General features: G+C 65.1%; 18 protein-coding genes and 1 pseudogene. 6 read left to right on the forward strand and 13 right to left on the reverse strand.

Features of this window, described 5'->3' with window-relative positions:
• Positions 1-37 precede the first annotated feature (37 nt).
• From F3J19_RS04385 to F3J19_RS04395, 3 genes are all read left to right on the forward strand, one after another.
• Complete coding sequence (locus tag F3J19_RS04385; RefSeq protein WP_167038188.1) at positions 38-922, forward strand: AraC family transcriptional regulator; 885 nt, start codon at positions 38-40, stop codon at positions 920-922.
• Between the two features lie 103 nt (positions 923-1,025).
• Entirely contained in the window at positions 1,026-2,003 is a 978-nt protein-coding gene (locus F3J19_RS04390; RefSeq protein ID WP_167038190.1) for a cyclase family protein, read from the forward strand.
• Positions 2,004-2,117: 114 nt separating this feature from the next.
• A complete protein-coding gene (locus F3J19_RS04395) occupies positions 2,118-3,476 on the forward strand; it encodes an FAD-binding protein (protein ID WP_167038192.1) in 1,359 nt (452 codons plus the stop codon).
• Between the two features lie 155 nt (positions 3,477-3,631).
• Here F3J19_RS04395 and F3J19_RS04400 read toward each other — a convergent pair whose 3' ends face one another.
• From F3J19_RS04400 to F3J19_RS04420, 5 genes are read right to left on the reverse strand one after another with little or no spacing between them, the layout of a single operon-like run.
• Positions 3,632-3,997 carry a response regulator gene (locus F3J19_RS04400; RefSeq protein WP_167038193.1) on the reverse strand — a complete coding sequence of 122 codons (366 nt, stop codon included), beginning with the start codon at positions 3,995-3,997 and terminating at the stop codon, positions 3,632-3,634.
• A 31-nt stretch (positions 3,998-4,028) separates the two neighbouring features.
• The gene (locus F3J19_RS04405) at positions 4,029-5,045 is read right to left on the reverse strand and encodes a chemotaxis protein CheX (protein WP_167038196.1); all 1,017 of its coding nucleotides are present in this window, start codon (positions 5,043-5,045) and stop codon (positions 4,029-4,031) included.
• A gap of 27 nt (positions 5,046-5,072) precedes the next feature.
• On the reverse strand, positions 5,073-5,612 hold the full coding sequence (locus F3J19_RS04410; protein ID WP_167038198.1) for a hypothetical protein: 540 nt from the start codon (positions 5,610-5,612) through the stop codon (positions 5,073-5,075).
• Positions 5,609-6,340: a methyl-accepting chemotaxis protein gene (locus F3J19_RS04415; RefSeq protein ID WP_167038200.1), complete on the reverse strand. Its 732-nt coding sequence runs from the start codon at positions 6,338-6,340 to the stop codon at positions 5,609-5,611. The genes F3J19_RS04410 and F3J19_RS04415 overlap by 4 nt, the downstream gene beginning before the upstream one ends.
• A gap of 32 nt (positions 6,341-6,372) precedes the next feature.
• Positions 6,373-8,778, reverse strand: coding sequence for an ATP-binding protein (locus F3J19_RS04420; RefSeq protein WP_167038202.1), 2,406 nt, complete (start codon positions 8,776-8,778; stop codon positions 6,373-6,375).
• 567 nt (positions 8,779-9,345) lie between these two features.
• Here F3J19_RS04420 and F3J19_RS04425 point away from each other — a divergent pair.
• The 3 genes from F3J19_RS04425 (at position 9,346) to F3J19_RS04435 (ending at position 11,443) form a co-directional block, all read left to right on the forward strand.
• Positions 9,346-9,651 (forward strand): PsiF family protein, encoded by a 306-nt coding sequence (locus F3J19_RS04425; RefSeq protein WP_167038203.1) that lies wholly within the window; start codon positions 9,346-9,348, stop codon positions 9,649-9,651.
• Positions 9,652-9,946: 295 nt separating this feature from the next.
• Entirely contained in the window at positions 9,947-10,396 is a 450-nt protein-coding gene (locus F3J19_RS04430; protein ID WP_167038205.1) for a hypothetical protein, read from the forward strand.
• A gap of 459 nt (positions 10,397-10,855) precedes the next feature.
• Positions 10,856-11,443 carry a YSC84-related protein gene (locus F3J19_RS04435; RefSeq protein ID WP_167038207.1) on the forward strand — a complete coding sequence of 196 codons (588 nt, stop codon included), beginning with the start codon at positions 10,856-10,858 and terminating at the stop codon, positions 11,441-11,443.
• Positions 11,444-11,559: 116 nt separating this feature from the next.
• Here the strand turns inward: F3J19_RS04435 and F3J19_RS04440 are convergent, their stop codons facing one another.
• The 8 genes and pseudogenes from F3J19_RS04440 to F3J19_RS04475 form a co-directional block, all read right to left on the reverse strand.
• Positions 11,560-12,627 carry a glycosyltransferase family 4 protein gene (locus tag F3J19_RS04440; protein ID WP_167038209.1) on the reverse strand — a complete coding sequence of 356 codons (1,068 nt, stop codon included), beginning with the start codon at positions 12,625-12,627 and terminating at the stop codon, positions 11,560-11,562.
• A 358-nt stretch (positions 12,628-12,985) separates the two neighbouring features.
• On the reverse strand, positions 12,986-14,398 hold the full coding sequence (otsA, locus tag F3J19_RS04445) for an alpha,alpha-trehalose-phosphate synthase (UDP-forming) (RefSeq protein ID WP_167038211.1): 1,413 nt from the start codon (positions 14,396-14,398) through the stop codon (positions 12,986-12,988).
• 225 nt (positions 14,399-14,623) lie between these two features.
• Positions 14,624-15,865, reverse strand: a pseudogene (locus tag F3J19_RS04450) (mechanosensitive ion channel family protein).
• Positions 15,866-16,024: 159 nt separating this feature from the next.
• Positions 16,025-16,381 carry a Rap1a/Tai family immunity protein gene (locus F3J19_RS04455; RefSeq protein ID WP_167038213.1) on the reverse strand — a complete coding sequence of 119 codons (357 nt, stop codon included), beginning with the start codon at positions 16,379-16,381 and terminating at the stop codon, positions 16,025-16,027.
• Positions 16,382-16,623: 242 nt separating this feature from the next.
• On the reverse strand, positions 16,624-17,379 hold the full coding sequence (locus tag F3J19_RS04460) for an ankyrin repeat domain-containing protein (RefSeq protein ID WP_167038215.1): 756 nt from the start codon (positions 17,377-17,379) through the stop codon (positions 16,624-16,626).
• Between the two features lie 51 nt (positions 17,380-17,430).
• On the reverse strand, positions 17,431-18,222 hold the full coding sequence (locus tag F3J19_RS04465) for a TatD family hydrolase (protein WP_167038217.1): 792 nt from the start codon (positions 18,220-18,222) through the stop codon (positions 17,431-17,433).
• 142 nt (positions 18,223-18,364) lie between these two features.
• Entirely contained in the window at positions 18,365-18,880 is a 516-nt protein-coding gene (locus F3J19_RS04470; protein WP_167038219.1) for a GNAT family N-acetyltransferase, read from the reverse strand.
• Positions 18,881-18,944: 64 nt separating this feature from the next.
• Positions 18,945-19,988: a DNA polymerase III subunit delta' gene (locus tag F3J19_RS04475; protein ID WP_167038221.1), complete on the reverse strand. Its 1,044-nt coding sequence runs from the start codon at positions 19,986-19,988 to the stop codon at positions 18,945-18,947.
• Positions 19,989-20,065 lie beyond the last annotated feature (77 nt).

The raw sequence follows: 20,065 nt of genomic DNA on the forward strand, positions 1-20,065 counted from the left end.
TCGACACGGGCGGATTCGCTCATTCAGGAGGCGGTGATTGGATGCACAACGAACGCTGAACGGACAAGGCCTGCACGCTATCCAGGCGGACGGCGCGGCACCTGCGGTACTCGTCGACGGGCGCTCGCCGGGCGACCTCGGGGTGGCAGTCGCGGCACTGCGTTTTGCCGGCGGCGCGCATCTTGCCGGCCACTGCGGCGAACATCTGATCAGCTTCCATATGTCGGCACCGTCGATGCTGCGGTGTGCAATCGCTGGGCGCCGCCTTGAACATCGGGCGGTAGCGGGTTCGCTGTCCATCTGCCCCGCCAACGCGGATTGTGGCGTCGAAGCACCGGACGATATCGATGCCGTATCGCTGGTCCTGTCGTCCGAGTGCTTCGCGATGGAGGCACTACGGGCGGACATCGCCGAACCGCGCCTGGTCGAGCGCCTGCACGGCCGTGACGACCCTCTGTTGCGCCTCGCGCGCCTGCTGCTCGCGGAAACAGCAGCGGGGCTTCCGAACGGCTCACTGTTCTGGAGCAGCGTGTCGGACCAGATCTTCCGGCATGTCGCCACGCATCACGTCGCCGCGCCGCTCGTCCCCGTGCACGGCGCGTTGAGTCGGCGGGCATTGAACATGTTGTCCGACTATGTTCATGCGCATATCGGCGAACCGATCGGAGTGGCCGAACTCGCCGCGGTGGCGGGCTGTAGTCGCTTCCATTTTTCCCGGCTGTTCCGGCACGCGACCGGCATGACACCGCATCGCTACGTGATGCGCCTGCGCGTAACGCATGCCGTGGACTTGCTGCGCGGCAGCGCGCAGCCTCTCTCCGAGGTTGCCGCCGCGACCGGCTTTACCGATCAGAGCCATCTGTCGCGATGGATGCGCCAGGTCCACGGCATGGCGCCGGGGGAACTGAGAAGGGGGAATTGAAAAAGCGGGAACTGAAAAGCAGGCCCCCGTCGCGGCCTGAGCACATCCGTCCAATACAGAATCTGGCGTTACATCCAATATCGGTCGTCTCTATGGAGATGACATGCCCCCTTCTTATCCTGACGATATCCGCGGCAACTGGCGCTACATCGGCCCCGATACATGGACACGTTGCGCGCCATTCCTTTCCGGCGGCGCCCGCTGCTACGACCTCGCGCACCCGATCGACGACACCGCACCGTCGTCGCCGTTCGCGCAACCGCTGTCGTTCGAATTCGGCTCGACACAGGGGATACCCGGAACCCTTCACGCGGGGAATCTCGAAACAGTCACCGGCTCGCTCGGCCAGCAGGGCACGCATATCGACGCGCTCGGTCATTTCGGCGTGTTGAAAGACGTCTGGGACGGGCATGGCCCGCTCCCGGCCGACGAGGTGAGCTATTTCGGCGGCCTGCCGCAACGGGTCGTCAAACCCGATCCGCACGGACGTCTCGCGAGATTGGGAATCGATGAGGTGCCACCGCTCCTGAGCACGGGAATTCTGCTCGATGCAGCGGGCTACCACGGCGTCGACGAACTGCCGCCAGGTTTCGAAATCACCGAGCAGGATCTCACCGCGATGCTGGCGCGTCAGGACCTGCTCGAGCGCGGCATTCTTCCCGGCGATATCGTGTTCATCCACACCGGCTGGGGGCGACGCTGGAGCGACGCCCGATACGGCGCCTACTACACCAGCGGCCCGGGGTTGTCTGCCGCGGGCGCGGCATTCCTCGCTGCGTCCGAACCCGTGGTGGTTGGGCTCGACAACCCGTTCACCGACCCGGTGAACGACGGGCAGCTCCAGGGTGCGAGCGCGCCGCCTGCCGGCATGCGGACCGATGCGCCGTTCGGTACGCATCACTTCAATCTCGTCGAAGCCGGGGTACTGCAAATCCAGAACCTGAAGCTCGACGACCTCGCGCGAGATCGCGTCTGGCTCTTCGCGGCCATCGTCGTCCCGCTCGCGTTGCGCGGCGCGTCGGGTTCGATCGTGCGTCCTGTCGCGATCGGCACGCCCCGGCCAGCGGCCCGTTCCCGTTGACGTATCCCACGCAAAGCGGCGCGGCCAGCGGCTCGCGCCGCTTGCGCACATTCCCCGTGTTCGTTGTCCTTGCGAGATCAAGCCATGCCCCCTGCTTCTCCGTTCCCGAGCCGTATGTTTCGGCAAACCTTTCCCGATGCGCCGATCGCCATACCCGGCGATCCGTCCTATGAGAACGCCGTCGATATCTGGGCGGGAGGCCGCGACCGCCGGCCCGCCGGCGTCTATGTATGCCGTCAGGCCGCCGACGTCCAGACCGCATTGCGTATCGCGCGCGACTGCGGGCTTGCCGTGTCGGTGCGAGGCGGAGGCCACGACTGGGCGCGTCGCGCGCTGTGCGACGGGCTGGTAATCGATCTGACCTCGATGCGCAACGTGCAGCCCCACGACCATGGTCGAACGATCCAGATCGGCGGCGGTGCGCTGGCGTCCGACGTGTTCGCGGCGACTGATCCGCGAGGGATGGCTGTCGTAACCGGCGCATCGGGTGCCGTCGGGATGGCCGGACTGACGCTCGGCGGCGGCTACGGGTCGCTGGTTGGCCGTTTCGGGCTCGCACTCGACAATCTGGTGTCTGCCGAGGTTGTGCTGGCCGATGGTTCCGTCGTCCACACAAGCGACACGCAACACGCGGATCTATTCTGGGCGTTGCGCGGCGGGGGCGGCAATTTTGGTGTCGTCGTTTCGATGGAGCACCGGCTGCATCGACTCGAAACGGTCTACAGCGGTCCGCTCTTCTACCCGATTCAAGCCGCACCTGCCGTGCTGGCGAATTACGCGAGCATCGCCTCGGACCAGCCGGATGCGCTGACAGTCCAGTTCGGTCTGCTCAGTGGGCCCGACGGTTCGCCGGTGCTGCTCGTCGCGCCGACGTGGAGTGGTAAGCCCGGCGACGCCGAGGCGCAGGTCGCGCCACTCCTCGCGGCCGGCGATCCACTCATGTCGATGATCGCGCATCAGCCTTACGGTGCATCGAATACCCTCTTCGACGCACACATCGTGAACGGCCAGCGCGTGCTGATGGACACCCGTTCGCTGCCTGCCCTGTCTCCTGCCGTGATCGAGATCCTGCTCGATGCGTTCGCGCGACGTCCATCCAGCGGCTGCGCGATCGTTACGCACGAGTTCCGCGGTGAAGCCACGCGCATCGCCACCGACGCGACCGCGTTCGCGATGCGCGAGCCCCACCTGTTGATCGAGATCGTCGCCGGCTGGAACGCCGGCAGTGACGACGATGAGGCACGCCACGCCGACTGGGTTGCCCGTCTGTCGAGCGCACTAGCCACGCATGCGTTGCCGGGGTGTTATGCCAATCTGCTGGCGAATGGGGATCCGGCACGTGCGGCGGCAAGCTTCGGCGCGAATGCCGCGCGTATCGTCGAGCTGAAGCGCCGGTTCGATCCGGACAACGCGTTCAGGTCGGCCTTGCCGTTGCCGACGATCGCAGGCGATCAGCCTTCGCGTCATGCCTGACTGACTCAATGAGCGCGATCAATGACCGCAAGAGATGAGGCAGGCGAACCTCGTGCGCAACGAGCACCACGAGACGTTCCGATGTCGCATCGGTGAGCGGCCGCCGCGCACCGCCCTGACGTCCCACAGGCCGGCGATCGGCGGTCCGCCGCCGCTCAGCCCGCCAGCTTCCTGAACGTTTCGAGCACCGCATCGCCCTTGAACGGCTTGACGATCCAGCCCTTCACACCGGCCGCCTTGCCGCGCTCCTTCATCGCCGGGCTGCTTTCGGTCGTGAGCATGATGACGTTGACGGTCTTGTTCGCGAGTTCGCCGCGAATTTTCTCGACCATCGTCAGGCCGTCCATATTCGGCATGTTCACGTCGCTCACGATCAGCCGGATATTTGAATCCGTCCTGAGCTTCGCGAGACCATCCTTGCCGTCGATGGCCGTCGCGACGTCCAGACCGTTTTTGGTCAGAAAGCCCGCGACTTCATCGCGAACGGTGCTCGAATCGTCTACCACCAGAATCTTTGCCATGCCAATGTCCTTGCGTCGCCGACGCGTTGTATCAAAACAGATCGAGCTCGCCCGATTCGACGAGATCGTCGATATCCAGCGTGTTTTCAGAGAAATCTTCGGGTGACCAGCTCAGGTTGAACACGAAGCGCTGGTCGATCGCGACCGATTGGCCGCTCGTCTCGTCGTGCAGCAGATACTGGAAACGCAGTTGCGGATTGTCCGAGCCGAACGAGATGTAGCGATGCTTGTGATTGACCAGCAGCGGCACCTGCACCTGACTCGCTTCGCGCGCACTCTGCGGACCGAGGAAGCGGTCCTTGAAGGCGCCCCAGATCAGATTGGTCAACTCGCCGAGCAGGTTGTTCAGATCGCGAAAGCCCGCTTCCGCCGCGCCCGGGCCGCTCACACCACTTGTACCGCTTGCACCATTTGCACCGCTCCGGCGCGCCGCGCGGTCGCGTTCGATCATCGCGAGCAGCGGGTCCTCCTGCGCCTGCATCAGCATGTAGCCGCGGCACCATGTGCCTTCGAGCGGAATCAGGCTGAACACCTCGCCGAAGATAATGCGATCGCGCACGACGCTGGGTGCGTCGCGGCGCACCGTGACGCCGTCGAATAGCGTCGCGAGCCGCGCTTCCGTGATCTCCGCGATACCGCGCACGAGCGCATTCGGAAAGTCGAGGCTGAAGATGTATTGATCGACAGCCGCGCACAATGCGCTCATGTTCGCGGCATCGAAGCTCGCGCAGGCCGCGTTCTTCAATGCGTGCGGCAACTGTTCGGGCGGCGTGTTGCCGCTCAAGCGCAGAATGACCGGCAGTTCGGGACGCAAAGTATGAATGCGCGCCGCAGCCGCAGCGGCCTCGTCGAGCGAGCCGCCGTAATCGTCCGCGAGCAGCACGCCGCCGAGGTCGATGCTGGTGCTCAATACCGCGCTCAGGCGGCGGCTGTCGCGCACCTTCAGCGCAATGAGATTGTGCTCATCGAAAAAGAGCTTCAGGGCTTCCGCGTGTGCAGGACTGTCGTCGAGCACGAGCACCTTACTGACGGGCTTGCTGAGATTCATCGTATTCAGTGTGCGAATGCAGTGTCGCTAGAAAAGTTCGAGTGCGCCTTCGCTCTCGTCCGCCGTGGCGAGTTCGGCCCTGAAATCGAGCGGCGCCTGGGCGCACAGACATAAGGTGACGCCGAGCCGGACCGCCCCGCCGATCGTCAACTCATACGTCCACACCTGATCGGGCCGCAATTCGTCGAGATACTCGACGCATGCGCTATGCAGTTCATACGGCGTCGACATGCCGAGATCGGGGAAGACGTTCACCAGTTGCTGGTTCATATAGCCGCAACAGAGGTTGCCGAGTTCCATCAGCGTTTCCGGCAGCGAGCGCGTCGTGTCGTCGCCGACGTAATACGCGCGCGTCGCTTCGTCATTGCTGAAATGCAGCACGAACAGCAGCCGGAAGCCGATCGACGAGATCGTCAGGACCGTCGCGCACGGCGCGGCCGGACGATCGCGATTCCACCTCGGCACGGCGGCGATCTCGCACGCATCGCCCGGCGTCGCGGGCAAACGCGCGCGCGCGGCGTGGCAGAAGATGTCCGCGATGCTTTGCTTCGCCTGATCGGTAATCACGCCGCGGCCTGTTCGAGGCGGGATTGAAACTGCGTCGCCAGCGCCTCGACGCCGCCGAGCGAGGCCGTAATCATCTTGCCGCCCGCCTGAATATCCTGAAACGTCGCGGCCGTCGTCAGATCGTTGCGATGCAGGCTCTCGCGATAGCTTTTCGACAGGTCCTGCGAACGCGACGCGAGCGAACGCACTTCGCCCGCGACGATCGAGAAGCCGCGGCCGGCCGTGCCGGCGCGCGCCGCTTCGATCGACGCATTGAGCGAGACGATCAGCACGTGCTGCACGATCGAGGACAGCTCCTGGTTCTTCTTGTGCATGTCGCGGTTCTGCGACATCAGCGAAATCATCTGCTCGTGCCAGCGCTCGAACGTGATGCACAGCGTCTTCAGACGAGCCGCTTCCTGCGCGATTCGCGTAGCATGCTGCAACCATTCGTCACCGTGGGCACGCGCGGCGTCGAGCGAGGTCTGCAAGGCATCGCGCTCGTGCGCGCCCTGCTGTGCCTCGGCGCGCAGATCGGCAAGCCTCGCTTCGAGCGCGGCATGCTCGCGGCTGGCCTCTTCAGCGAGGCCGTGCGCGGCTTCCAGTTGCGCTTCGAGCGCCGCGACGCGCTCGCGCGCGAGGCGCTGCACCTGTTCGCCTGCCTTGAGCTTGCGGCGATAAAAAATTCCCGTGGCCAATGCCGCGACGATGCCGCCCACGCATGCGGCCAGAAGATAATGTTCAAGCACGACCGGCTCCCCTCGCTACACTCAACATACGCTCAACACACGACCCGGCCCGCGGCAGCATCCGCGTCACGCTCGTGCGATTGCGCTGCATCGGCGGATTTGTCGAGACTGTCCACGGCCCAGTTTTCGGGGAAATACACGACGGTCTGGAAGCGGCGATAGTCCGCGCCGCGCCGCTCGTCGGTAAAACGCAATTCGATGCGGCCCTGCTCGCGCCGCACGAAATCGCGCACCGCATCCATGCCGACCCCGCGCCCCGAAATCTCGCTCACGCTTTGCGCGGTCGAGAAGCCGGGACGGAAAATCATCTCCGCAATCGCTTCGTCGCTGAGCGCGGCATCGGCCTCGATCCAGCCGCGTGCGACGGCGGCCGCGCGAATCTTCGCGAGCGCGAGGCCGCGCCCGTCGTCGCTGATCGTGATCTGCAGCGCGTGATGATCGACACCGACTTCCAGATCGATAACGCCGGCCGTCGGCTTGCCGTTCGCAAGACGCTCGACGGCGGCCTCGATCCCGTGATCGACCGAATTGCGCAGCAGATGCGTAAACACGTTGCGCAGCGTGTTGCTCGCCTCGCTGCGCACACGATAGCCGTTACTGTCGATACGCACCGTGGGCGCTTCTTTACCGAGTTCGGCTGCCAGCGACGGCAGCGATTCGATCACGCCCGCGAGTGCCTCGTAGATCGATTCGGTGCCGAGCAGACGCAACTCGCGCTGCAACGATTCGCGCAACGCCGCGAGTTCGCGCTGATCGGCGGGGTCGGCGCTGCCGAGCATGTCGAGCACGTTCAACTGCTTCTGGATCAATTCGCGATCGACCATCAGATAGCGCTCCATCGCGCCGCGCTGGCCCGGTCCCTTGCGGCCGAGGCTCACCTCGTTGATCGTCGCATAGGTTTCGAGCGCCACCTTCACGCGTTGCAGGTCTTCGATCAGCAACTGCTGGTCCCACGTTTCGCTGCTGTTCTCTCGGCGCAACGCGTCATAGCGCTGCTCGGTTTCATGCACGACGCCGGTCAGATGCGCAAAGCTGTAGGTGCGCGCATTGCCCTTGACCGTATGCATGTTGCGGAACAGTTCGGCCACCGCCTCGTGGCTCGGTTCGTGATGCTGACGAATGATGCGCTCGTTCTCGTGGATAAAGCCCGTTGCGCTTTCGACGAAGTGATGGAATTTCTCCTGACTCACCGCGAGAATTTCGCCGATCATTTCGAGGCGGCGTTTCTGTTCGCCGGCTTCGGCAGCGAGCGCGCGCAACTCGGTCACGTCGCGCACGCACAGCATCAGGCGCAATACGACGTCGTTTTCGTCGGTGATGGCCGACCAGCTCAGATCGAGCGTCTTCACGCGACCATCGGCCATCGGCTTGGTGATTTCGTTGACGAGCAGATGCTGGTTGAACTCGAAGTTCATGCTGTCTTCGCCAATGCATGCTGCGAGCGCGGCCTCGATTTGCGCGAGCCTGTCGCTGCCGATGCCGGTGCCGCCGAACACGAGATCGAGCAGCGGACGCCCCGCGATCTCGCGCGTTTCGAAGATCGCTTCGAGATAGGCCGAGTACTCCGGATGCACGACCACGCCTTCGACCACGGTCAGAATGCCCTGCTGCATGTTCTGCAGCATCGCCTGGATGTCGGCGGTCTTCTGCTTCAGTTGCAGCGAGCTTTGCTGGATCTTTTCGATCATGCCGTTGAACGCGACGATCGAATGACCGATCTCGTCCATGCGGCCGACCGGCACGCGCCGCGTGAAGTCCTGGCTCGCCGCGATCTCGCTCATCTCGACCTGCATGCGGCTCAGCGGACGCGTGATCTGGCGATACAGCAGCGCGCTGATCAGCACCAGCACGGCGATGGCCGCGCCGGTCGCGGCGGCGATCGCGGTCGTGGTGGTGGCGAGCGCGTCGTTCAGCGTCCCGATCGCGGCGTCCTTCTGGCGATTCTTCTCGATGCGCAGCGTCTCGACGATACCTTCGAGTTCGTCGCGATACTCCGCGACGTTCGCGAACAGATAGGCCTGCGCAAGTTCGTTCTTGCCTTCGGCCTTCATCTTCGCGGTGTCGTTGACCGCGTTGAAATAATTCGCGAGGCTCTCGCGCGCCTGGCTCACGAGTCCCGTTTGCGCCTGACCTTGCGCGGCCCTGGCCTGCACGTCGAGTGCGGCCTGCAACGAGGCTTCCTTGCTCTTCAGAAGCGCCTGGGCCTGCGCAACCATATTCGCGTCGGGCGCATAGACGAGCGTCATCATCGCGAGCTGCACGTCTTTGACCTGCGAGACGAGGTCCGCCGACGCGAGCGCGCTCGGCACGACACCTTGAGTAACCTGCCGCACATTGACGGCACTGCTGCGGGTCTGAAGCACGGCGTAGCCGCCAATGGCGGATAGCGCGACGAGCATCAGAACGACGAGAAGCGTGATGCGGTGACGGATGGTCATCTGAAGATCCCCGAGATCTGGAAATGCAAAATCCCCCGCTTTTTGCGGGTCGCCCGTGTGATTTTGTACTTGCGGGCGCGGGGATTATCGTCGCGGGCGTGTGACGAGGACGTGACGAAATCCCCGTGAAAGAGTGCGATTTAAGGATTTGCCGAAAAAAAATTTTCAGAGGCCGATATGGGCTCAAGTTCGGGAAAGAACTGCCGTTATTCATGCCCGATGGTTTTCTCCTGGGCCTGTGGCGGGATGAAGCCTGCTGATCGTCAAAGCGCGGGTTCGAGCTTCGATAACAGCCTGGGAAGAGCGGACTCACGGCTTTCTCATGCCGCTCTTTTTGCACTCGGGTACGGGGCCGTACAGCACCGCAGAGTGCATGGACAGCACATGACCATGCCGCGTGAACCGGGCCCCTAAGGGAAAACGAGCGGCACCCCTTGTCAACCGGATGGCATTTTTCTACGTTCTCGCAGACGGCATTCGCCATAATGGATGCGCCGGGGCCTCTCCGTTATCGACGCCCGCGCGCATGAACGACCAAAAACGTTTTCACCACCGATGGAGTGTCCCATGAAGATTCAATCCGCTATCGCTGCGCTGGTGCTCGGCGCGGTACTCGTGTCACCGGCGTTCGCGCAGAACAGCCAGCAGACCAAAATGGCCGATTGCAACAAGCAGGCCGGCGACAAGAAGGGCGACGACCGCAAGGCGTTCATGAAGACCTGCCTGTCCGCGAAGCCGGCCGCCGCCGCGCCGATGAGCCAGCAGGACAAGATGAAGGCGTGCAACGCCCAGGCCACCGGCAAGAAAGGCGACGACCGCAAGGCGTTCATGAAGACCTGCCTGTCGTCGTCGGCGCCGGCGGCTGCCAACTAGAACGCCCGCACGCAATCGCCGTCTCCCACGGCGTCGGCATCTGCCGGCGCCCGCCGGCGCCTGTGTCGAGCACGCGGGCGCCGGCGCATCGGGCCTGCCTCGCCCATCGCGGCCCGGCCGCGCGCTTGCCGGCACGGCTCGCGCTTTGTCTTCCTTCGCTGTCCGCCCGCACGAACCCGCCGTTTTTCTTCTATGATGGCTGCGGAGACGGCCCACCCTCACCTACCCGACACAACCGGATCAAACGGGCCGCCATCTTGTCGTTCGTGCTGCTGAGCATCGACCGGAGGCAAGGATGGTATCGAAGTATAAAAACCGCTGGCTGAGGCGGTGGTTGCTGGTCATCGTATTCTGGGCCGTGCCCGTGGCGATCGTTGCGGTCAACGAGATCCGCGAGGAAATGTCGTATAACGCCGTCGATCTCGACCGCGCGCTGACCACCTGGAATTTCACCGACGTGCAACGCGCGGCCGGTGCGCCCGCGCATTGCCACGGCAAGCCCGACGAAGCGAAAGCCGCCGGCTGCCCGGCCGACGTGCTGGCCGCCAACGCGGCGCGCCAGCAGGACGCGATCAACGAATACAGCGTGCGACGCTCGACGCTAATGGCTTATCTGTGGCACGCGTTCGTCGGCTACTGGGTGGTGCCGGCGGCGATCCTGTTCCTGATCGGCGTGATTATCGGCATGGTGCGCCGCGCGCTGCGGCGTCCGCCGCCGGTCAAGAGTCCGGCGAATCACGGGTAAGCGGCACGCTTTGCCATGCGCGGCATGGGCGGCATGGGCGGCATGGGCGGCTTGCCTCGCGAAATGGCGGCACGAGCGCGGCCATTTCAATGCGATGCCAATCGCGTAGTGCCTTGCACAGAAAATCGGTAAAAACGGGCCTTCGTGTCGCTTCGTCCATGCCTCGCCGGCGCATCGCCAGGATCGCGGCACGCAGCGCGCATCTCGCCGTCAATACGTCTACGCCCCGCTCGCGCAGCACCTTTGGAGGTTTTTCCATGCCCTCCAAGGCGCCCTTCGAAGCCAGTCAAAATTACTCGCCGGTCTGTCTTCATCGGCCTCAAAGCCCCATCCCATAAGGCTTTCGCATGCGCATGCCACACGCCTTTATGCGTCGCCTGTGTTATAACTTAAAAGCGACCGGGCGAAGCCATTCGCGGTTGCGCCACGGATCCATGATGAAGAAAATGGAGAAAAACGATGCAAAGACGACACTTCATGTTGAAGACGACCGCCGCACTCGCTGTCGGAGGCCTTGCACTCGCTGGCTGCACGACGACGGGCAACAGCAATCCCACCGCCGCCACGAACGCCTCGAAGCGTCAATCGATCGACGCCAGCGTCGACGGCACGATGTCCAAGCTGTTCACCACCGTACCGGGCTCGCGTGAGCTGGTCTCGAAGGCGCGCGGCGTACTCGTGTTCCCTTCGGTGCTGCAGGCGGGCTTCATCGTCGGCGGCCAGTATGGCGAAGGCGCGTTGCGCGTGGGCGGTGCCACGGTCGGCTACTACAGCACGGTGTCGGGCTCGTTCGGCCTGCAGGCCGGCGCGCAGTCGAAGGCGCTCATCTTCATGTTCATGACGCAGGACTCGCTCGACAAATTCCGCAACGCGGACGGCTGGTCGGCCGGCGCCGATGCATCGGTCGCGCTCGTGAAGGTCGGTGCGAATGGCGCGATCGACACGAACACGGCCACGGCCCCGGTGGAGGTCTTCGTCATGACCAACGCGGGCCTGATGGGCGACGTGTCGCTGCAAGGTACGAAGGTCACGCGCCTGAAGATCTGAGCGCGGGTCCGAATGCGCTAGTGCGGCCATAAAAACGGCGGTGCGTCTGTCGATGCACCGCCGCTTTTTCTTTTCCCCCTTCACCGCTCCGCAGTCAGCCTCGCCGCCGGCGAAGATCAGCTTCCCGACGTATCGATCACCTTGAAGCGCGAGCGCTTCTGCGCGCGAATCACCGACTGATACGCCTCCACGTATTGCCGCGCCATCCGGTGCGAAGTGAAGCGCTCCTCGAAGCGGCGCCGCACACCCGCGCGCGGCATCTTGTGCAGCCGGGCCACCGCTGCGACCGCGCCGATCTCGTCCTCGACGATAAAGCCCGTCACGCCGTCTTCGAGCACTTCGGGCACCGAGCCGCGATTGAATGCAATGACCGGCGTGCCGCACGCCATCGCCTCGATCATCACGAGGCCGAACGGCTCCGGCCAGTCGATCGGAAACAGCAGCGCGTGCGCCCCGGACAGAAACTCGGCCTTCTGGCCGTCGGCAATCTCGCCGATGTATTCGACATACGGCAGATCGAGCAACGGCCGGATCTCGCGCTCGAAGTATTCGCGGTCGGCCGCATCGACTTTCGCGGCGATGCGGATCGGCATGCCGCAGCGCCCCGCGATACGAATCGCGGTATCGACGCGCTTTTCCGGCGAAATCCGGCCGAGAAACGCGAGGTACTTCTGCTCGACCGGCTGCGGCGTGTACAGCTGCTCCGGCAAGCCGTGATAGACGGTGGTAAGCCACCGCGCCTGGGGCAGCGGATGACGCTGCGCATTCGAGATCGAAATCACCGGCGCGGTGTTGAAGGTGTCGAACACGGGCTGCTGTTCGGGCAGATCGAGCCGGCCGTGCATCGTCGTGACGAACGGCGTGTCCTGCCGCTTGAAGACCGAAAACGAGTAATAGTCGAGGTGGAAGTGCAGCACGTCGAACTCTTCGGCCTGGCGGCGCACGAGTTCCATCAGCAGCATATGCGGCGCGATGCGGTCGCGAATGCCGGGGTCGAGACGCAGCGCGCGCGGCCAAACCGCTTCGAGCTTCGCGCTCGTGACGGAGTCGCCGCTCGCGAACAGCGTCACGTCGTGGCCCTGCTCGACCAGCGCCTCGGTGATGTACGACACGACGCGCTCGGTGCCGCCATAGAGTTTCGGCGGCACGGATTCGGTCAACGGGGCGATCTGCGCAATCTTCATAGTCTGTCTCCATGAGCCGGCGGCTTGCGCCTCGTGGCGGTGCGCGCCGGCGACGCCGAGTATGACAGCGCCGTTACCCGCGATCAATGCGCGCTTCGCCCAGGCAGGCGGGCGTCGTTCGCACATCGTCGGACAAGGCTCATTATTTCCTGGTGTCCAGGGAAAAGCCGCCGGTCTTGCATTTGCTCGGTGCTGTTACACCCGGCTTACATCCGGTGACGGGCGCGGCGAAGTGTAGCGAGGGGGGCAAAGCGGGACGACCAGGCAGGACGACAAAGCGGGGCTGCAACCCGCCCGGCACGCGGCGCGCAAGCGGGCGGCCGAAGACGACAGGTCGGGCGAGCCAGGCGGCCCGCGCCTAGCCATGTCCGCCGCCCTCGCCCGGCTTGCGCAGCGGCACTCGGCGCAAATCGTCGAGAAAGGTGTCGCGCCACACGCCGAGGTCGTTCTTGCGCAGCGCCGCCATGTTGATCTCGTGGCGCCGCTGGCGTGCGTCGAGCGGCATCTGCAAGGCGCGTTGCAGAGCCTCGCACATGCCGACGGAGTCGTGCGGATTGACGAGCAGCGCACCGGAGAGCTCCGCAGCCGCGCCCGCGAAAATCGACAGCACGAGCACGCCGGGGTCGTCGGGATTCTGCGCGGCGACGTACTCCTTCGCGACGAGATTCATGCCGTCGTGCAGCGGCGTGACGAAGCCGATCTGCGATTCGCGGAACAGCGACATCAGCTTCCAGCGGTCGTACTGCTGGTTCAGGTAGCGGATCGGCGTGTAGTCGAGGCCCGAGTAGCGGCCGTTGATGCGCCCTGCTTCGTATTCGAGGTCCTGGCGAATCTTCTGATAGGTCGCGACGTCCGAGCGCGTCGGCGGCGCGATCTGCACGAGCGTGACGTTGCCGCGCCATTCGGGCGAGCGTTCGAGCAGTAGCTCGAACGAGCGGAAACGCTCGACGAGCCCCTTCGAATAATCGAGCCGGTCGACGCTCATGATGAGCTTGCGCCCTTCGAGGCTCTGCTTGAGGTCGAGCACATGCTGGCGGCTCTCGTAGCGCTTCGCCTGCGCGGCGATTTCGTCGGGGAACACGCCGATCCGGTAGACGCCGGTGCGCAGCTTGCGCCCGAACGCCTCGACGACGCCATCGGCGCTCACGGTGCCGCGCGCATGGCGCGCCACGTAGTCGTGGAACGCCTGCTGGTCGGTGGCGGTCTGGAAGCCGAGCAGGTCGTAGCACGACATCGACTTCACGAGCTCCTCGTGCGGCGGAATGTTGAGCAGGATCTGCGGCGCGGGAAACGGAATATGCAGGAAGAAGCCGATGCGGTTCGCGACGCCCTCGTTGCGCAGCGCCTCGGCAAACGGGATCAGATGGTAGTCGTGAATCCAGATGATGTCGTCGGGTTCGAGCAGCTTGACGAGCTTGTGCGCGAGCCATGCGTTCACGCGCCGGTAGCCCGCATACTCCTCGCGCTCGTAGCGCGCGAGGTCGTTGCGGTAGTGGAACACGGGCCATAGCGTCGCGTTGGAAAAGCCGCGGTAGTACTGGTCGTAGTCCTTGCGCGTGAGGCCGACGGTCGCGAAGGTCACGGCGCCGTCCTGGTCGAGCGTCGGCCCCGCATTGGCGACGGTTTCGCTGACTACGTCGCCGCTCCAGCCGAACCAGACGCCGCCCGCGTCCTTCAGCGCGCCGAATACGCCGACGGCGAGCCCGCCCGCCGATCCTTTGGTCTCCGTCGGCGTCGCGACGCGATTCGACACGACGATCAGTCGGCCCATCTTGCATGTCCTCCTTGGGTTGCCGGGATGCGCGCCGGTCCGGCTCGTTCACGGCTGTGGACGCGGCGCACGCATGGACAGCAAACCGTGTGCCTGGTCGAATTGCGCCGGCCGATTGCGCTAGCCGGTCCGCGTGAGCGGCTACGGGCTACGGGCCACATTGCCGACCGTCCCCTCAGCCGAAGCTTCGCCCAAACGTACGCCACCACCCGAACCAGCGCGCGGCTAAGCCCGCTCCTGCGCCTTCCTCGCCGCAGCGAGAGCAGCGGCATCGGCTGTGCCCTCCGGCCGGCCGACGCGGCTCGCCACCGGATCGGCTTCGGTATGCGCGGCCGTGCTGCCGGCCGGCGCCTGCCTGCCGCGCGGCAGCCGGTCGAGACGGGCGCCGTCGCCGCTTTCCGGTTCCGCCGACACCTCGGCCCGCGCGCGCGGCAGGTACTCGGGATAGTGCCGCTGAATGAAATCGAGCAGCCCTTCGCGCACGCGGCAGCGCAGATCCCACGCGAGGCCGGAATCGGACGCGCTGACGAGCGCGCGCAACTGCATCGCGCGCTCGGTGCCCTCGGTGACCTGCAGCACCTGCACGCGGCGATCCCACTCGGGCGCGTGCTCGACGATGCGCGCCAGCTCTTCGCGCAGCGGCGCGAGCGGCATCCGGTAATCGACGAACAGAAACACCGTGCCGATGATCTGCGAGCTGCTGCGCGTCCAGTTGGCAAACGGGTTTTCGATGAACCATTGCAGCGGCACGATCAGACGGCGCTGGTCCCACAGACGCACCGCCACGTACGTGCCGGTGATTTCCTCGATACGCCCCCACTCGCCCTGGATCACGACGACGTCGTCGAGGCGGATCGGTTACGAAAGCGCGATCTGCAAGCCCGCGATCAGATTGCCGAGCACCGGCCGCGCCGCGATACCGGCGACGAGACCGGCCACCCCGGCCGATGCGAGCAGACTCGCACCGATCTGCCGGACACCCGGCAAGGTCATCAGCGCACCGCCCATGCCGACGATAACGATCACGATCATTACCGAGCGCGCGAGCACGCGCGCCTGTGTGTGAATGCGGCGCGCCTGCAGGTTATCGGCGGTATCGAGCGGATGGGCGCGAATGATTGCCTCGCCGATCGCCGCCGCCGATCGCACCGACAGCCACGTGAGCGCGGCGATCAGTGCGATCGAGGTGACGTCGCGTACGGGTTCGATGAAATGGAGGGAATCGGGCGCCTCGGACCAGACCCACGCGAAGACGAAGATCACGAGGACGAACAGGGTCGGCTTGTCGATGTAGCGCAGCACCACGCTCGTGAGCGTATGCGGCTCGGCGATGCGCATGACGATGCGCGAGCCGAAGCGATGAAAGCCGATCGCCACCACCGTCACGATGGCCGTGACGACCAGCGCGCCGAGCCATGAGTGCAGCGGCGCGGCGGCCACGCGGCTGAAGTCGTCGAAAGTAGGCATAACGGGCATCTTCCTCCGGGCTCGAGCGACGGCGGCACGCCTGCGGGACTACTCACTTCCCGGGCGGCCGCTCCCGCATGAGGGAGAACGACCGCCGCGGCACCCGGCGCGCGTTTGCCGGGCTACCGGGATGCCGGGCGGAAGGCCCGGCGCGGCGGATCAGCCGCCGCTTCGGCAGGGAAACGCCTTGCCGAGTCCGAGCGAAATCGCCGTGCTCGCGTTGTAGCCGGCGGCGTTCGGATTGTCGGCGATGTACCGGCGCACCGCGTCGGTCAATTGCGCCGAGCGTGCGTCCGCCGGCAGGCAGAAATACTGGCCGACGCGCGGACCGGTGGTGCCGCCGATCGCATCGATCGTGTTGAAGATGCCGTCAGCCGCGCCTTCGATATAGGCCGCGCATGCGCTGCGCGAAGCCACGTCGGTCTTGGTGCACAGCTTGTTGAGGTCGCCTCCCGTAAACGCGGCTGCCGATAGCGGCAAAGCAAGCGCGCCGGCGAAAATCAAAGCCCGCAGCATGGTGTTCCTTTCCAGGTTTGTTTATCACGCGGTCTTTCGCCGCGTCCAGACGACACACCGCGTGGCGCGCCGAGATCGTCATTCTGCACTGTTTTACGCGACGGCAGCAGGCAGGCCGCCATCACGCACCGGCAAATGGCGGCGACCGACCGGGCGCACTGGCTAATTCACTGGCGAACTCATCGGCTGATTCACCCACGGCGAGTTTGCGCCGCACACTGCCCGTGCCGGCTCGCCGCCGGTTACTTCTGCTGCTGCGCCTGCTGCATGCGCGCCGTCAGCCCTTCGACGGCGTCCGGCTCCTTGTACTGCTTCGCGAAATCGAGCGCGGTCATGCCGATCTGGTTCTTCACGCCGATATCCGCGCCGTTGTCGAGCAGCAGCTTGAGCGTCGACATGTGGCCGCCGCGCGCGGCCATCATCAGCGGCGTGGTGCCGTTCGGCGAACCCGCGTCGACGTAGGCCGAGTGATCGAGCAGCAGTTTGACGATGTCGTCATGACCGTTCGCGGCCGCGTAGTGCAGCGGCGCCCAGCCCTTCTTGTTGACCTCGGCGTCTTTCGCGAGCAGCAGGTTCACGAAGTTGATGTCGCCGACAAGCGAGGCCATCATCAGCGCGTTTTCGCCCGACTTGTCCTCGATCTCGATATTGGTTTTGGGATTCGCGACGAGCGCCGCGCCCACCTTGTCCGACTTTTCGCGCGCGGCGATCACGAGCAGCGGGATGCCCTGGTTGTCGACGCTGTTCGGGTCCATGCCCTTCGCGATCAGCTTGTTGACGCCATCGATGTCGTCGAACTTGACCGCCTTGATGAGCGAGTCGATCGGTGCGGCCTGCGCGGGCGCGGCGACCAGCGTGGTCAGCGCCGCGCAGGCGAGCGTCGCGGCAAACGCCGCGCGCCGCACCGGCGCGAACGCCGCGGCAAGGCCCGCGCCACGGCGCGCGGCCGGTGCCGAAGCGGGTTGGAAAGCAGCGGACGACATCGAAATATTTTTCATGTTTTGCTTTAGGAGACTTCCCTATCCCTTTGATGTTACTCGACTTTACACTCAAGCGCCGACCGGCGCCGGAATCCCGAACAGCCTGAAGAAGTTTTGCGTGGTCGCGGCGGCCAGCGCCTCGTCCGACATCTCGCGTTGCTGCGCGATGAAGCGTCCGACATAACTTACGTACGCAGGTTCATTGGGTTTGCCGCGATACGGCACCGGCGCGAGATACGGCGAGTCGGTTTCGATCAGCAGGCGCGCGAGCGGCACGCGGCGCGCGACGTCCTGCACCTCGGTCGCGTTCTTGAACGTGACGATGCCCGACAGCGAGATGTAAAAATTCTGCGCGAGCGCCTGCTCGGCGATGGCCCACGGCTCGGTGAAGCAATGCATGACGCCGCCCGTCTCGCCCGCGCGCTCCTCGGCCATGATGCGCAGCGTATCTTCCGACGACGAGCGCGTGTGGATAATCAGCGGCTTCTTCGTCGCGTGCGCGGCGCGGATGTGCGTGCGAAAGCGCTCGCGCTGCCACTCCATGTCGGCGATCGAGCGGCCTTCGAGGCGGTAATAGTCGAGCCCCGTCTCGCCGATCGCCACGACTTTCGGATGCGCGGCCAGCTCGACCAGTTCGGCCACGCTCGGCTCGCGCATGTCCTCGTGATCGGGATGCACGCCGACCGACGCGTAGACGTTGTCGTGGCGCGCGGCGATGTCCAGCACGGACGGCAGCGTTTCCAGGTCCACCGACACGCACAGCGCGTGCGTGACCGAATGGCTGCGCATGTTTTCGAGGATTTGCGGCAGACGGTCCGCGAGTCCTTCGAAGTTGATGTGGCAGTGCGAGTCGACAAACATGATGAGGTCCTGCGAAAAAATGGGCTGGTGAGCTGACCGGCGGACGGGCGGACGATCAGGTAGCCAGGACATGGCGCGGCCGCGGCCGGCTGCGGAGCCTTGCCCGGTTGCACGCCTCGCTCGCCCGTCCCGCTGGCTTTGCCTAGCCGGCCTGCGCGAGGCGCTTGCCGAGAATCACCAGATCGCGCTCGACGCCGTCGAGCACCGCGACGCGCGGCAGCGAGCCCCACACGTCGAAGCCAAAGCCGCGGAAAAGCCGCATGCTCGCCTCATTGTGACCGAAGACGAAACCGAGCACCGTGTCGATGCCGAGGCCCGGCGCCGCTTCGAGCGACGCGGCCAGCAACTGTTTGCCGAGCCCCTGGCCGCGCGCGCTTTCGTCGAGATAGATGCTGACCTCGGCGGTGCGCTGGTAGGCCGGGCGGCCGTAGAAATCCGAAAAGCTCAGCCACGCGATCACGCGGCCCGGCGCGCGCGGATCTTCGACGACCCACAGCGGACGTTTCTGCGGGCCATGCGCGTGAAACCACGCGAGCCGGCTTTCGACGCTGACCGGTTCGAGGTCGGCGGTGACTTGCCGCGACGCGACGGTCGAGTTGTAGATGGCGACGATCGCGGGCAGATCGTCGAGCGTGGCGTCGCGGTAGGAAAGGCTCATGGTGCGTTGGCTTGAAACGTTGACGTGGAGACGGGAAAACGAGGCAACAAAGGCAAAAAGGGTGTTATGCGAACAGCGCGCGATAGCCGATAAACAGTTCCTCGAACACGAGGCGCGCATTCAGCGGATGGTTTTCGACCGCGCGCTGGCGCGTCACACTGCGCAGAAAGCGCGCGAACGCATTGGCCTCGGCCTGCGACGCGCACTGCGCAAGCGCCGCCGACGCCTGCGGGAAATAACGCGGCGCACCGGCCGTGCGCTGCGCGAGCAGATCGTACATCCAGCGTTGCAGCCAGCCGAGCACGAGCGGCACCGGCAGCTTCTGCAGCGCCTCGCCGCAGGCGAACGCGTCGCACCCGGCGCCGGCCGCCAGTTGCTTCAAAGTCCAGTCGCGCAGCGGACGGTTTTCGTCGCTGGCGAGCGCGAGCGCCGCGAGCGGCGCCCCGCCGGCTTCGGCGAGCAATGCCGGCGCATCGGCCACGCCTTGCACGGCGAGCCACTGCGTGGCCGCCTCGGGCGCGGGCACGCTCATTGGCCATTGGCGGCAGCGGCTGATGATGGTCGGCAAAAGCCGGTCGATGCGCGCCGACACCATCAGGAATACGACCCCCGCGGGCGGTTCCTCGAGCGTCTTCAGCAAGGCATTGGCAGCCGCGACGTTGAGCGCTTCGGCCGGATACAGCACGACGACGCGTGCGCCGCCGCGGTGCGAACCGACCCCGACGAAATCGAGCAGACCGCGAATCTGCTCGATCTTGATTTCCTTGCTCGGCGTGCGGGTCTTCTTGCCTTCGTCTGCGTCGGCCTTGTCGGCTTTCTCGTCGGCGGCATTGGCGGTGTTGGTCGGGCCGGCTTCGGCGGCAAGCGCTTCCGGCACGACGATGCGGTAATCGGGATGATTGCCCTGCGCGAACCAGTTGCAGGCCACACAGGCGCCGCACGGCTCGCCGTTGGCCTGCTGCGCCTCGCACAACAGCCCCTGGGCGAGGTGCTGCGCGAAACGCAGCTTGCCGATGCCCGCCTGGCCATGCAGCAGCAACGCGTGCGGCCAGTGGCCGCGCAGCTGCTGCAGGCGGTTCCAGTCATCGGCTTGCCACGGATAGATCATCGTTTCTCTTTTTGAATCAGTGGGTTGACAGCGCTTCCCGAGATTTGTCCTCAAATACGGTACGCGCTCGCACAACG

This window comes from Burkholderia sp. Ax-1724, from assembly GCF_011752995.1.
Classification (GTDB): domain Bacteria; phylum Pseudomonadota; class Gammaproteobacteria; order Burkholderiales; family Burkholderiaceae; genus Paraburkholderia.